Annotated in this window: 12 protein-coding genes; 7 read left to right on the forward strand and 5 right to left on the reverse strand. The window is 44.6% G+C overall.

All coding sequences use genetic code 11. From position 1 onward, the window contains the following. Nucleotides 1-199: 199 nt before the first annotated feature. Complete coding sequence (locus U4956_RS10885) at nt 200-382, reverse strand: hypothetical protein (RefSeq protein ID WP_323090710.1); 183 nt, start codon at nt 380-382, stop codon at nt 200-202. Nucleotides 383-595: 213 nt separating this feature from the next. Between U4956_RS10885 and U4956_RS10890 the strand changes: the two genes are divergently transcribed. From U4956_RS10890 to U4956_RS10910, 5 genes are all read left to right on the forward strand, one after another. After that, on the forward strand, nt 596-2,539 hold the full coding sequence (locus U4956_RS10890; protein WP_395529446.1) for a DHH family phosphoesterase: 1,944 nt from the start codon (nt 596-598) through the stop codon (nt 2,537-2,539). 2 nt (nt 2,540-2,541) lie between these two features. Then, nucleotides 2,542-2,994 carry a 50S ribosomal protein L9 gene (gene rplI / locus U4956_RS10895; RefSeq protein WP_323090712.1) on the forward strand — a complete coding sequence of 151 codons (453 nt, stop codon included), beginning with the start codon at nt 2,542-2,544 and terminating at the stop codon, nt 2,992-2,994. 3 nt (nt 2,995-2,997) lie between these two features. Continuing rightward, a complete protein-coding gene (dnaB, locus tag U4956_RS10900; protein ID WP_323090713.1) occupies nt 2,998-4,350 on the forward strand; it encodes a replicative DNA helicase in 1,353 nt (450 codons plus the stop codon). Then, nucleotides 4,340-5,446 (forward strand): MBL fold metallo-hydrolase, encoded by a 1,107-nt coding sequence (locus U4956_RS10905; RefSeq protein WP_323090714.1) that lies wholly within the window; start codon nt 4,340-4,342, stop codon nt 5,444-5,446. The genes dnaB and U4956_RS10905 overlap by 11 nt, the downstream gene beginning before the upstream one ends. 357 nt (nt 5,447-5,803) lie before the next feature. Further along, complete coding sequence (locus U4956_RS10910) at nt 5,804-6,433, forward strand: phosphoribosyltransferase family protein (RefSeq protein WP_323090715.1); 630 nt, start codon at nt 5,804-5,806, stop codon at nt 6,431-6,433. A gap of 207 nt (nt 6,434-6,640) precedes the next feature. Here the strand turns inward: U4956_RS10910 and U4956_RS10915 are convergent, their stop codons facing one another. From U4956_RS10915 to U4956_RS10930, 4 genes are all read right to left on the reverse strand, one after another. Continuing rightward, nucleotides 6,641-8,296 (reverse strand): transposase, encoded by a 1,656-nt coding sequence (locus U4956_RS10915; RefSeq protein ID WP_323090717.1) that lies wholly within the window; start codon nt 8,294-8,296, stop codon nt 6,641-6,643. Between the two features lie 923 nt (nt 8,297-9,219). Then, entirely contained in the window at nt 9,220-9,504 is a 285-nt protein-coding gene (locus U4956_RS10920) for a hypothetical protein (RefSeq protein WP_323090719.1), read from the reverse strand. A 15-nt stretch (nt 9,505-9,519) separates the two neighbouring features. Then, the gene (locus tag U4956_RS10925) at nt 9,520-10,647 is read right to left on the reverse strand and encodes a hypothetical protein (protein ID WP_323090720.1); all 1,128 of its coding nucleotides are present in this window, start codon (nt 10,645-10,647) and stop codon (nt 9,520-9,522) included. A gap of 1,168 nt (nt 10,648-11,815) precedes the next feature. Then, the gene (locus U4956_RS10930; RefSeq protein ID WP_323090722.1) at nt 11,816-12,346 is read right to left on the reverse strand and encodes a DUF1643 domain-containing protein; all 531 of its coding nucleotides are present in this window, start codon (nt 12,344-12,346) and stop codon (nt 11,816-11,818) included. 927 nt (nt 12,347-13,273) lie between these two features. On the opposite strand from U4956_RS10930, the gene upp reads away from it, so the two are divergent. Then, entirely contained in the window at nt 13,274-13,894 is a 621-nt protein-coding gene (upp, locus tag U4956_RS10935; RefSeq protein ID WP_323090723.1) for a uracil phosphoribosyltransferase, read from the forward strand. Continuing rightward, nucleotides 13,894-14,082, forward strand: coding sequence for an AtpZ/AtpI family protein (locus tag U4956_RS10940; protein ID WP_323090724.1), 189 nt, complete (start codon nt 13,894-13,896; stop codon nt 14,080-14,082). The genes upp and U4956_RS10940 overlap by 1 nt, the downstream gene beginning before the upstream one ends. The last annotated feature ends 5 nt before the right edge of the window (nt 14,083-14,087 follow it).

A 14,087-nucleotide genomic window follows, 5' to 3' on the forward strand; every position in this document is an offset into this window, starting at 1 on the left:
GCAGACAACAGCAGCAGCCTTTGTAAAGGTAAAAAAATGAGTGGTTGGATCCTGGATCTGACCATTTTTATCGGTTCTGTTTGTCCCTGCATCAAGTGACTCAGATCAGGGACTCAAACCGAAAGTATAATTCGAATTTTTGTTTTAAGAGATAGAGATTCCTGAATCGGTGAGCAGCAGGATGAGGCGCTGCAAATCTTCAGGCCAGATCAAGTTTTATGCCATAAGTGGCAACATAATATTCGTTCTGTGCGATTAGACAATTGTCGGGCAGGCAGGCTTTGCCAAAGAGCGCGAAGAACAGAAACTGGCAATGCAGGACAGTCTGGCGGGCAAACTCCAGCTTCAAGTGCTTTTTGGTCAGTCTCGTGCAGTTGGTCATAGAGTGTCTGGACCATTTGGACAGGCGGATCTTGTTTTCCAGGAATGGAATAGCTGAAGGATGGTCGGTGTTGACTGCCTTATTCAGTGGAATAGTCAGGAGAGAAATAGAAATGAATAGAAGTAGGACAAGGACCACCTTTACTGGTACGAGGAGGTACAACGATAGGACAGCGTATCCGCCCTTTATCGTACCGTCTGAAGAGGAAAAATCATGAAACGTTTTAGTAAGTGGCGTTATCTGTATCTGTTCTTGCTGCTTCTTGGCCTGGCCTGCACGGTTTTTTATGGGCTGCGCCAGGAATGGGTAGCCAGCCTTACAGTACTTTTGATCACTCTGATCTCATTTATTCTGTTCAGTACGTTCTGGCGGGCGATAAAACTGAAGGGAATTCAGACAGAAGTCGAAATCAGCCGCGTCCTTGGTAAAGATGCCAAGGATGCGCTCGTATTTGGCGAAGTCGGGATCATGACTTACAATGATGAATACGTCTGTACCTGGATGTCTGATTATCTGCGCCAGATTGCTCCAAATCTGGTCAATCAGAAACTGACCGTTTTTTTTGAGAACATGCGCGATCTGTTTGAAGAGCATGTCGATACCATTACGGGGGAATATCAAGGCCAATATTTTGAAGTCACGCATAAAGAGGGCAGCCAGGTGCTGTTTGTCAAAAACATCACCGATGTTGAAAGTCTCCAGAAACGGATTGACCGTGGTTCCATTGTTGTTGGCCTGCTCAACCTGGATAACTATGATGAATATTCCAGCTATGACAACGAAGAAATTCTCAACGAAATCAATACCCGTATCCGTGGTCCGCTGATCGCCTGGGCGAAAGAAAACGGGATTTTTATCCGCCGGATCCGTTCGGACCGATATCTGCTTTTGATGGATACAGCAATCTTTAACCAGATCCGCCGCCAGAATTTCCAGATTCTGCAGCGAATCAAAGATATTTCAGCCCGGATGGATATTTCGATTACATTATCAATCGTACTGGTGGAAAACAGCCCCAGTTTTCTGGAACTGGATAAGACGCTCAATGAAGTCATGGAAATCGCCCAGTCTCGCGGGGGAGACCAGGTGGCCATTAAAGATGGAACACAGCCGATTGAATTTATCGGGGGCAATTCCGAAAAAGCCAGTCAGCGTTCGAAAGTCCGGGTGCGCATTGTGGGCAGTTCGATTCAGGATCTTGTCCGCAATGCCGATAAGGTCTTTATTCTGGGGCATGTCAATACAGATTTCGATGCCATGGGAGCGGCACTGGCCATGTCCAACTGGGTGCGTGCACTGCATAAAGAACCTTATATTGTTTTGAAAAACGTGCCGCGAGATGCCCAGCTTCAGTCTACGCTGGATGACTATGGCAAATCGCTTAACAGCAGACATCATCTGATTACCGAAGATGAAGCCCTTGAGCTGATGGATCCCAAGAAGGATGTGGCCATTATGGTTGATCACTCCAATCCGCAGATCTCTTCGGGCAAGCGTCTGCTTGAGCACGGCGGCCGGACGATCATTATCGACCATCACCGCCGGTCGGAGCAGTTTCCGGATAATGTCCTGACTTCTTACATTGAATCGCAGGCTTCCAGCACGTGTGAAATGATGACAGAACTGCTGCAGGCTTCAAATGTTTCGATTCCAATCTATGAAATGGAAGCCACAATCATGTATCTTGGAATTCTGGTGGATACAGCCCGTTTCAAGCAGCACACATCTGAGCGAACTTTCCAGGCGGCCGGCATTCTGCGCTCATGGGGTGCCAATGCTGAAACAGCGGAAAAAGCGCTCCAGGAAAGTTATGAGGAATATCGCAAGCGCAGTCAGCTGATTGAGAAAGCGCAGACTTATAAAGATAAATATCTGATTGATGTCCTGCCTGAACCGGTTACGCGCACCGAGCTTTCCCAGATCTCGGATGCCCTGCTAAAATTTAAAGGCTGCCGGGCAGCATTTACGATTGGTACAAACGAGAATAATGGCCACACTGCCATTTCGGCAAGAAGTGATGGAACGGTCAATGTTCAGAAAATTATGGAGAAATTAAATGGCGGAGGCCATTTCGCTGCGGCTGCGGCTGAACGGGATGATCTTACTTTGATTCAGGCGCTCAACCAGCTGAAAGGCCTCCTCGATCAGGAGGGATAAATATGAAAGTAATTTTACTGACTGATGTCAAAAATGTCGGCAAAAAAGATGAAGTCAAGGAAGTGGCAGATGGTTACGGCCGCAACTTTCTGATCAAGAAAGGTCTTGCCGAACCTTTTAACAAAGAAACTTCCAGAGATCTGGATGCCCGCAAAGAAGAAATGCGCCAGCAGGATCTGGAAAATCAGCGTCTGGCCAAAGAAACTGCTGAAAAGCTGAAAGATCTGACGCTTGAATTCAAGCTCAACACTGGTAAAGGCGGCAACACCTTTGGACAGATTTCTTCCAAACAGATTGTTGCAGCTTTAGCTGACCACCAGATCCAGGTGGACAAACGCAAAATCATCATGGATACACCCGTTGATTCCTTAGGCACAACCAAAGTCAAAGTCGACCTGTATAAAGGAAAAATCATCGGAACCATCAACGTGCACGTCAGCGCAAAGGGCGAATAGTCAATGATTCGCGAACTGCCAAATGCCCAGCGCATGGAGCAGTCTCTGCTCGGAGCCATACTCGTATACCCGGAAGTTCTTGCCTTGTGCAGGGATGCCGATCTGAGTGCCTCCGAGTTTTTTGTTCCTGCGCACCAGAAAATTTATGAAGCTTTGCTGGAAGTCACAGACAATGGCCAGCTGCCAGATTTTGAAAAACTGATCCAGCGCCTGACTGAGAATCAGGATCTGGAAGCCACCGGCGGTCTGGAGTATCTGTCTTCCCTGATGGATGCAGCCGTAACCCAGGTTGCTGCATCAACTTACATTGAAACCATTCAGAACAAATCCCAGCTGCGCAAGCTGATTGATGCAGCGGATAAAATCGCTGATGAAGCCGGGACGTCCACAGCTGAAATTGATGCCATTCTTGATGACTCCGAACGAATGTTAATGGATGTCACCAGACGCCGTAAGGGAACCGACTTCAAATCGTCCCGGGATCTGGTCACAGAAATTCGTCATGAGCTGGAAATGATCCGCAACAACCAGGGAGTCAATGGAATTGCCACTGGCTATTCGGATCTGGACCGGATGACCAACGGTTTCCATCGCGGCGACCTGATCATTCTGGCTGCCCGTCCGGCGATGGGAAAATCAGCGCTGGCTTTGAATTTTGCCAACCAGGTTGCCCGCCGCAACGAAGGGGCCGTCGCCATCTTCTCACTGGAAATGCCAGGCACCTCGCTAGTCAAACGACTGCTGGCTGCTGAGGGTCATATTGACTCGAAAAAGCTGACCACTGGCAAACTCGATCCGGATGATCAGAACTCTTTGAACATCGCCTGCAACAGTCTTTCTGAACGCAAGCTGTTTATTGATGACACCAGTATGATCAAAGTCAGCCAGATCTTTTCCAAGTGCCGCAAGCTGCGCAATCAGGAAGGATCGCTGTCCTTGATTGTCATTGACTACCTGCAGCTGATCTCCGGCAGCGGACGCGGGGATTCCCGTCAGCAGGAAGTCTCCGAGATCAGTCGAAACTTAAAGATTCTCGCTAAAGAAATGGACTGCCCGGTCATTGCCCTGTCACAGCTGTCCCGTAAAGTGGAAGAGAGAACCAACCACGAACCACAGCTGTCCGACTTGCGTGAATCGGGATCAATCGAGCAGGATGCCGATATTGTCATGTTCATTTATCGCGAGCAGTATTACAACAGCAACCCGGATGAAGATAATGCCACCGAAGTGGTTGATCTTTCGTTGAAAAAACATCGAAACGGTGAAACCGGAAAAGTCGAACTCGTCTTTGAAAAAGCCTGTTCCTTATTCTCATCCATGGCTGCAGGAAACGGGTTAAACGCCTATGCGGGTTGATTTATTCTGCTCCGGATCCAAAGGTAACTCCTGCCTGGTCCGCACCGCCACCACCTCGATTCTGATCGACTGCGGCCCAAGCACCAAGCGGTACATGATGCAGTCTTTGCAGTCGGCAGATCTGACGCCAGATACCCTTGATGCACTTTTGATTACGCACTCCCATTCCGACCATATCCGCCAGCTGGCCATGTTTACCCAGATTCCGATCTATACATGCTGTCCGCTGAGCGCCAAAGACTATAAGGGCAACCCGGTCCAGCTCGATCTCCATACGGTGGCCAGACCTTCGCGTTTTGTCATCGGCGATCTGACGATCCTAGCCGTCGCTACATCTCATGACTCCGGTCCAAGCATGGGTTTTGTGATTGATGATGGCTTTGAAAAGCTGGTTTATATCACGGATACCGGGTATCTGCCGGCTGAATTGTATCCATCTTTAAGTGGGGCTGACTACTATATTTTCGAAAGCAACCATGATCTGGAAATGCTCCAGCAGACCAACCGGCCTTTCTGGCTCAAACAGCGCATTGCTTCTGATACTGGTCATATGTGCAATGCGGACAGTTCCAGACTGCTTGCCCGCCTGATTACTCCGAAAACATGCCAGGTTGTCCTGGCTCACTTATCTGAAGAAGCCAACACCCCGCAGCTTGCCTTACAGGCGTTTTCTGAGCGGCTCAAGCTGCTTTCCTGGGACACCAGCCACCTGGTCGTTCAGGCCGCTGCCCAATGGGAACCTCTGCATTTTGGATCGATGCATCCCGAAGAAAATCGGAAAACGCAGGCGGAAATCCAGCATACTCCTGCATCACAAAAGGCCAATACCATCCAGAATGGTGAGAAATCCCAGCTAATTGACAGCTCTCAAAAAAAGCAAGGCATCTTGAACAGGCAAACGGCCTCTGAAATTCAGAGCCGTTCAGCCCAGGCTGCATGGCTCACCGAACAGCCAGGACAATCTAGCCGTCCACAGTTTTCAGGTTTTGCGTTTGATTCCAGCCCAGATGAGATTCCAGAAGATGACTTTGATTTTGAACTTCCGGAGATTCCTGGCGGGCTTCTCGAATCGGGTTCGTCCAGACCTTTACACTGACCCAGACAAATCTTTGGGATCAAGAAAAACTCCAAAGGACAGATATCAGCTTTCCCCTATTCATGAGATCTATGATCCATGGTCTGTGGAATTCATGTCCTTTGGAGTTTTTTGCACAGGGAAAAGAGAAAACGAAAAAACAATCTGAAAATCGATCAAATAATTATGAATGAGCAGAAAGATTGGTAAATTTCAAATCAGAAAGTCCAAAGTGATGCGAGTGGATTTATACTTGTCGGTATTCAAACAGGAATCAAAAAGATAATGGATTCAGAGAATATGGATGGAAAATCGCAGGGACAGGCCAGAAATATAGATTGAGATCTGGGTGTGTGCCTGAGGAAAGAAGAAAAGAATATGAAAAACAAGATGGTCAAAACTCAGGAGCTGACAAGCAATGGTCAGGATATTTTACGCGTAACCTTGTCGCAAAAAGACTTCGATCTGCCTTTCAAGATCATCGGCTCAAACAAAGTCGCCTTTCTGGATGTTTCTGGTCAGGCAGACCTGATTGAGCACATGGCCGACCTGCTGGTTGAACAGATGAAAGAAGCAGGGCTCGAGTTTGATACGATTCTCAATCCGGTCTCCAAAAGCAATGCGCTGGCGCATGCTATTGCAATCCGGTGGATGAAAGCTGTCAATCCAGCAATGACTTCTACCGTGGTCGCACGTAAAGCCAAACCTGGTGAACATCATATGGTGGAAGCTGAGTACAAGTCTGTAACAACCAACGGTTTTCAGACGCTGTATCTGACAGAGGACGATGCTGAAAACCTCGAAGGAAAAAAGATTCTGCTGGTTGACGATGTCTATGGGGCGGGGGGAACAACCAGAGCTCTGGAAGAGCTGATTGCCCAAGCAAAAGCAATGAAAGCCGGACATGTGGTCTGTGCCGCCGAGAAACAGCCTGAGCTTCCAGAAGACCTGATTTATCTGTACGATCTGCCCAGCTATCCAGTCAAAGACCAGGACTTGGAAGATTAAAAGCCAGAAATATGGTGAAGAACAAAGATAAGAAGTGCCAGATGGAAGGTTTGGAAGGTTAAAATCTGGTTTTACCTGGTGACTGCTGAGTAACGAGTATAAAAAACGATTTATATATGCAATTTATCCTGAACTTTTCAGGAAAATGTTCCTTAGAGTAAAATACCCCCCGATTTATCAGCTCTAACAGATAGATCGGGGGCATTCTTATATTGACTTTATCAATTTGTCTATATCTTTTTCAGTTACACCAAATTCTTTTAACATCTTTTTCTGTATCGCAGTCAGCTTACGATTTCTGATAAATGGCTCATCATCTCCCTGGCGAACAGCCAGAATCTTATCCAGTTCTTTAATTGTTGCGGGGACAGTAAAGTGCTTTTTATCCTTGTCTCTGATCTTTTTCATACGGGTATAGATCTGGCTGCGAAGAATTGTGGCAATAAAAACAATAAATACCTTTGACCCCAGACTCTCATCACTATGAACTCTGAATCTTTTACAGTCCATTTCTGTTTTTATAAACTCAAAAAGCTTTTCTACTGCGTCCCGATCTCTATAGATTGTCAAAACCTGAGCGGCATCCATATCTTCTGTCGAAGCGATAACGAAGAATCCGAGCATATCCTGTTCATATTCGATGTTGACATCATTTGGTTTGTATGAAACAACCACACCATCAGAAAGCTCCAAATCAAAATATCTGGCATAGCGTTTCGCTTCATCCGCTTTCAGATCGCCTTCTGCGATTCTCTTGTCGAGCTCGCCCTTGTATTTATTCAGAGTTGCCATGAGATGACGTGATTCTTTAAGTTCCAGGGCCTGACTGTAATACAGGTGTCTGTAACAGACTTCATTATCATCTTTAAACAAGGGACCTGGGATTGTAATTCCACAAACATCGTGTTCATCGATATAGGCCTGCCAGTTCCTTTTTAACAGCTTCCCGTGTTCACTGATAAGCTGCTTAACGCAAAGATTATTATCTTTAAGCATCATGATCAGTTTGTAACCCTTGTCGCGAAGAGAGTGCAGAATGTCCTTGGAGAAATATCCTCTGTCCAGAATAAAACCGATAGATTTGTATCCAAATTCACTGCACATTCTAATCATATAAGGGAATTCTGATACATCATTATAGCTTCCCGAATAAAGATCATAGAGAAGAGGAAGATTGTCTTTAGCCGTAGCAGCGATGGCAATATTAACCTGTGGCTTTGTTTTATCATCTTTGGCATAGCCCATTTCAGCGAGTTCGATTCCACAGCCATCAGTATTCATGTTGGTGGCATCGCCATTGACGTAAAGAGTCTCCTGTCTGCTTCTTCCTTTGTTCCACTCCTTCAAAAAAGCGTAAGTCTGTCCTGGAGTAATCGATTGGTTTAGAAAGCGGCTGATAGATGAATCGGATAGTGCAGTATCACTATAAAGAGGATGATCGTATCCCCAGGCAGGAAAGTGCTGCATAACTGAAGATCCTGATAAACAAATATAAGCAGCAAGATCTGCGATAAGATTTGCGTCTTCATCTCCAAATACAAGTTTCAGTTTCTCCAGCAGAGACAGATCTTCCATAAGAGCTCTGGTCATGGCAACTGCTCCAATCCTCTGCACATCAGAGTGGTCGAGATTGGGCTGTGAACGATCTTCTTCAGGCTTCTCAGACTCGAAGAGCTTAAAGTAGCTCTCGTTAGGATACATCGTCTGATTATCTGCTGGATTAATTTTACCAATCAACGTTCTCTGATAGATGTTACACTTTTTCTCCTTGGAGTATTCACGTCCAGTAACGAGATAGATATAGTTACGGGATTTATGAATGTTTTCAGAAGGGACTTGAACAAGAGTTGAGTAATATACCATAATCGTTCCTCTTTATTGTTAAGCGAGATCTGCGTCTTAACTATCTATACCATAATTATACACTGCTTTATACGGAAAACAAGCTATTTTTTTCTTATATAAAGAATAAATAGCTTGTTTTCGCGTTTATGATTTTAATCATAATTGAACACCAGTCACAATTCACTGAAAAGTTCAGGAATTTATTTATATGCTTAAACTTTGCAACGATCTTAACCGAGAATCATCAAATTATAAACTGGTTTATTAAGGACACTCTTATACATTTATCGCAAGCCCGATATAAATCATTTATATCTATAAAAATGAAAATAGAAGAATGCTGTTAGCTAAATGTTTCGGTTACAATTATAGCCGAACTTTGAATGCGGTTCTTGTAGCTAAAAGTGGATATATAGCTTTAATATTACCTTATATAAAGATTTTATAGAGATCTTTCACTTTGTTGCAAATGAAGTGTCAGGGTTCGGTTACAATTTCCTGAAAAGTCCAGATCATCAAAGGAATCACATTCAAAAAAGCTGCCGTTGAGAGTATTTTCTCAACGGCAGCTTTTCTTATCTTCTTTTCTGACGACCGTTAGAATCGGTTGAGCTACCTGGTTTACGGGCAGACTGAAGAGCACCCAATCTCAAGTACAAGTATTTTAATAATCCCTACTATTTCGAGATTTGGGAATGGACCAAGTTATCACCTTTTGATTTTTTCTTCTTCAGTCGGGGAGTAGATGAGTCTATTCATAGCATTCTCATCCATGCCGCTGCTCTTAAGATAGAGAGATAAAATCTGATATCTTCTATCGGATTCGTTCAACTGCTTCTCCATCTCATCAAATTGTCTCATCTGTCTGAGAAAAAATTGAGACCGTCTACGTTTTTAATTTCCTGTTTTTCAATGGTTGTCAGCATAGTTAAATCGTTTTTTTATTTTTCTTCCTCTGTCCAGGAGTAGATGAGTCTATTCATAGCATCCTCATCCATGCCGCTTTTCTTCAATTCACGCAGCTGTTTCTTCAATTCACGCAGCTGTTTCTCTGCTTCACGCGCACGTCTTTCGGATTCGTCCCGCTGTTTCTCTGCTTCACGCGCACGTCTTTCGGATTCGTCTCGCTGTTTCTCCATCTCGTCAAATTGTCTCATCTGTCTGTCTGAGAAAAAATTGAGACCGTCTACGTTTTTAATTTCCTGTTTTTCAATGGTTGTCAGCATAGTTAAATCGTTTTTTTATTTTTCTTCCTCTGTCCAGGAGTAGATGAGTCTATTCATAGCATCCTCATCCATGCCGCTTTTCTTCAATTCACGCAGCTGTTTCTTCAATTCACGCAGCTGTTTCTCTGCTTCACGCGCGCGTCTTTCGGATCCGTCCCGCTGTTTCTCTGCTTCACGCGCGCGTCTTTCGGATTCGTCCCGCTGTTTCTCTGCTTCACGCGCACGTCTTTCGGATTCGTCTCGCTGTTTCTCCATCTCGTCAAATTGTCTCATCTGTCTATCTGAAAAAAAATTGAGACCATCTACGTTTTTAATTTCCTGTTTTTCAATGGTTGTCAGCATGGTTAACCCACCTTTCTCTTCTAAGAATTTGATTTTTTCAGCCTGATTCGGATTGCGGAAAAGCATGCCCATGTATAAAGCGGGATTGACAAGCGATTGACTATCCATATCCTTATCCATAGCCTGATCGTAATCATCACCAATGAAAATCATGGTGATTTCCATTTCGTGCTGGAAAGCAAGAGCATACGGAAGCATATCTTCTGAAAGTTCATCGAGAAGAACCATTTTTGCGTCGTGCCCCTCGATTCTTAACATAAATTCATCGCTATGCAGGCGGATTCGAAGGGAGTGACTCTTTTTTCCTGCAAATGGGAAAATCCAGATGGAACGAACCGGCGTCATTTGCTCATAATTATCGTTTTCAAATCCTGCATCGTCGCTGTTCTTCTGGGATGAGAAAAGACGACTCACATAATAAATCGTACGGTCCACGATTTTTTGAATGGAAATATGATTCTGAATTTCAATATTCAAAAGCATGATTTCCTTGCGGTCATTATGCAGATGACTGAGGTAATCAAAACGGACAGTTCCGGAACTGTCGGTATCTTCAACAGAGGTATGAGCCATTTTCTGATGAAGAACATCGGAATCGAACAGGAACGGACGGGAAGGATCACTGATTAAGCGAATGATTTCTTCAATGGAAAGACTTCCGCATTCTTCTGGATTGGCAAACTTTGCGATAAAAGCCGGAAATAATTTGAATTGAAGAATCAGCTTAATCCATCTATCAATCCAGGGCTTTGGAAAAGCCAGATATTTTGCAGGTTCGGAAAGTGAGTTTTTATCGGGCACGGTATCCTCCTTTTTTTAGAATAACAAGTTTTTATTCAAATAAGTACTGGCACAAGGCTATCTTTTTATCTCAATCGTATTCTGAATATTTTCTATCCACAATCAGCTCTTCAATATTCTTTACCTAAAGAACTGTTGAAGTGATCCTAAATCCGAAGACTACTCAAAAAGCCAATGGGATGGAACTCTGATTCATGTTTTTGTAATTTAATTAGGTTTATTTCCGTCATGCAGATCGGCCAGATCGGGTGAAAACATAAATTTCTAGAGGAAGGATTGCAAACGATGCAATCCTGCTGTAAATCCAGAAATATGATTGGTGCCTTCTCGTGTAATGACTCCTTTCATAGGTCAAGTATAAAACAGATCCTGCGATATCTCAAATATCTACGCAAAATTTACGCATGCTTTTACTTCATGGTTCGCTTTTTCTTATGTTATTCTTGCTCCTATTATTCTTGCTCCGCTTAATTAGCCAGATAACAGATCCGGTAAGGATCTTCCAAACTCTGGCCTGGCCGCAGTGTCGATCAGAGGTTGAGCAGAACACACAAAATATGAAAGTCTTTAGGACATGGAGCGGGAATTCTCGGCCATTCAATGGCCGAGTAGTTCACTACGAATGGATACAACAAAAAGACCTCTTTTCAAAGGTCGGTTTTTTATTACTGTTGTTAAAGTCTGTGCTGCTCCATTGACGGACATTGTAAGGAACTACTTTGGAATGAAGCCACAATTCCTCACTGTTCCAGCAAGAACTGGACTTTCTCAGTCACTTCAGGATCTTTTTCCATTGTCATAGCGACAAGCCCCTGAGTGGTCTGTTCGATTGCTCTTCTTTTTTCAGCTGCTCAGAGTCAACGCTCGAAAGGCCCTTCGCTTCTTAACTCATCCATGGGTGGGGTTGGATGTGCAAAACCCCATGAATAAAAAAAGGGATGTAGTCATTCACTGTTTAAATAGCAGCGAATCATTACAGTCCCTTTTTGTTTATCTTCCATAAAACTGATCTTATGATCTTATGATCTGCCTGCATTGCGCTTTGCTAGGGCAATATCTTTTGTAAGTATCGTTTGCAAGGCTTTTTGCGTGTCCATGCGGATTGGGCGGTGAAACTGACAACTTAGCTGGCTGAGCGGCTTCTGGGCAGAGCAAGAGCGAGCAGGATCTAGAAATTGGTCCGGTTAACGAAGGCCTGGCAGTCAAATGGATACCAGCCTTCACCGGGTTCGAGATACAGGCAATAGCGTGGGGCGCCATCTTCATCGAGTGGTCCATAATGCATCCAGGTATCGCCGTATTTGTCGGCGATCTTTAAGATCTCTGCAAGACAGGGCGCAAAGAAGGGACGGTCAAAGTAGTGAGTGCCCCAGGCCGCCCAGATTTTGTGGTTGGGGAATTTGGAGAGAACTTCATCAATGACTTTGTTGTTTTCATTGATCAGATCCTGATTGGCAAATTCTGTCAGTTCATCCAGATGGGTTGCACGCTGCGGATACAGGCAAAGAATAATCCAGCTGTCATAGCCATAATCGGCAGCAATATGGCGCACGGAACCCAGCGTGGAAGAAGTCTGAGTCGGGGAGCCGACAGACGGGTTGATACTCATGACGATCAATGGATTGTTTCCAACCGTGCCGATGACAAAACGGTTGGCGTTATCTGGTGTGTTTTGATAGATGTATTGTTCTTGAGCCATAAAGGGGGTCCTTTCCAGAAATCCGGCCGATTGAAAAGGGATAAATTCTGGTTGTTTTCATCCAGAATAGATGAAAATTTCAGCTCCAAGAAAAGAGAATCAGCAAAGAACTGAGCAGAAAAGGAAGAAAAACGGAATTGAAATGGTTCACAATTCTTCCGCTTCCCTCAAAAAAAATCCCGCAAGCATATGGATGTTCCGAAAAAATCGACGGATGGATTTCTGTTTCTTTGTCCAGAATAGCATTGGTTTTTGAAAATTCCTTTTCGGATGATCATCAGAATTGACAGAGTGTCGCCATGAAAAAACCGGAAAGGCATTCGAATTATGGCAGCATTGTTCAACAATACGGAAGGGCGAATGTCCTGCCCATTCTGTCCGGGCGGCCCATATGAAAGGATGAATGAAAAATCTGGAAAGATAAAGGGTAAATAAAGATCGGAAGCAGGAGAATAATTGTCTGATCAGAAAGGAAAATTGAATGACGACCGAATAAATTTAACACAATGACGCAGACTGCCCCAAGAAAGCGGGTGAATGGATTCACAAGGCAGTATCAGGGCCAGAATGAAAGACTTGCAAAAGGAAGATGAAAGGGCTTGCGAAGAGTGGAAGGGTACAGGGGATGAAAGCGGCAGGCAAAAGGGTTAGAAAATGGTCTGAAACTGGCTTTTCTCAGTGCGTATCGACAGGAATACTCGAAGATTTCACATCGCAGATCAGTTGCGGCGGCTGACTTTGAAGGATTATATTCATCGATAGTCCGGGCGCGAAGATCTGCTGGCTGGCGTTTGTGTTTCGCGTTCAGACTTTCGAAAAAACCTTCTGATGCATATCTGCCAAAATGGCTGGAAAGACCGGTAGCCTTCCCGTCGTGGAAAGCATTGGTTTTGCTATAATGGGAAGGATAAAGGAAGGTGATTCACTTTGTTAACGGTTTTTGATCATCCCCTGATTAAGCATAAGCTGACAATCATGCGGGATAAGAACACCAGTACCAAAGACTTCAGAGATAATCTTGATGAGATTGGTTCCCTGATGGTCTATGAAGTAACACGAGACTTGCCGCTTGTTGACCACGAAATTGAAACGCCATTGAGCAAAATGTCTGGTTATAAGCTGGCTAAAGACGTTGTTGTTGTTCCAATTCTGCGTGCCGGACTTGGAATGACTTCCGGAATCATGACACTGATCCCGACCGCAAAAGTTGCCCATGTTGGTCTGTTTCGCGACGAAGAAACCCTCGAGCCGCATACGTACTTCGAAAAATATCCGAAGAACATCAAAGATGCGGTCACAATCGTTGTAGACCCAATGCTGGCAACTGGCGGCAGTGCCGTGGCGGCCATTGACATGGTTAAGAAACAAGGCGCACAGAATATCAAACTGGTCTGCCTGGTCGGAGCCGAAGAAGGCGTGAAAAACGTTGAGGAACATCATCCAGATGTTGACATTTATCTGGCTGCTCTGGATGGAAAACTCAATGAAAACGGCTATATCGTTCCAGGTCTTGGCGATGCCGGAGACCGTATTTTTGGAACAAAGTAATGTCTCCTGCTAAGTTCTCTGGTTTTCTGCTGATCAATTTGCTGGTCTGCATCTGGATTGGATATCTTCTGGATTCCTGGACAGGTATGCGCCCGGTGTGGATCATCGTCCTGACTTTGTATGCGATCATTGGAAGCTTTTTTGTTCTTCTGTATCGCAATAAGAAGAAAGGGAAGAAAACCAAATAACAACT

It is taken from the genome of Allobaculum sp. JKK-2023 (genome assembly GCF_034745455.1).
In the GTDB taxonomy this organism is placed as follows: Bacteria; Bacillota_I; Bacilli_A; order Erysipelotrichales; family Erysipelotrichaceae; genus Allobaculum.

What these genes read in the sequence shown, in the direction of transcription:
- U4956_RS10885 (WP_323090710.1), bottom strand. Translation starts at nt 382, where the DNA reads ATGACCAACTGCACGAGACTGACCAAAAAGCACTTGAAGCTGGAGTTT.
- dnaB (WP_323090713.1), top strand. Translation starts at nt 2,998, where the DNA reads ATGATTCGCGAACTGCCAAATGCCCAGCGCATGGAGCAGTCTCTGCTC.
- U4956_RS10910 (WP_323090715.1), top strand. Translation starts at nt 5,804, where the DNA reads ATGAAAAACAAGATGGTCAAAACTCAGGAGCTGACAAGCAATGGTCAG.
- U4956_RS10905 (WP_323090714.1), top strand. Translation starts at nt 4,340, where the DNA reads ATGCGGGTTGATTTATTCTGCTCCGGATCCAAAGGTAACTCCTGCCTG.
- U4956_RS10920 (WP_323090719.1), bottom strand. Translation starts at nt 9,504, where the DNA reads ATGCTGACAACCATTGAAAAACAGGAAATTAAAAACGTAGACGGTCTC.
- U4956_RS10915 (WP_323090717.1), bottom strand. Translation starts at nt 8,296, where the DNA reads ATGGTATATTACTCAACTCTTGTTCAAGTCCCTTCTGAAAACATTCAT.
- rplI (WP_323090712.1), top strand. Translation starts at nt 2,542, where the DNA reads ATGAAAGTAATTTTACTGACTGATGTCAAAAATGTCGGCAAAAAAGAT.
- U4956_RS10940 (WP_323090724.1), top strand. Translation starts at nt 13,894, where the DNA reads ATGTCTCCTGCTAAGTTCTCTGGTTTTCTGCTGATCAATTTGCTGGTC.
- U4956_RS10930 (WP_323090722.1), bottom strand. Translation starts at nt 12,346, where the DNA reads ATGGCTCAAGAACAATACATCTATCAAAACACACCAGATAACGCCAAC.
- U4956_RS10890 (WP_395529446.1), top strand. Translation starts at nt 596, where the DNA reads ATGAAACGTTTTAGTAAGTGGCGTTATCTGTATCTGTTCTTGCTGCTT.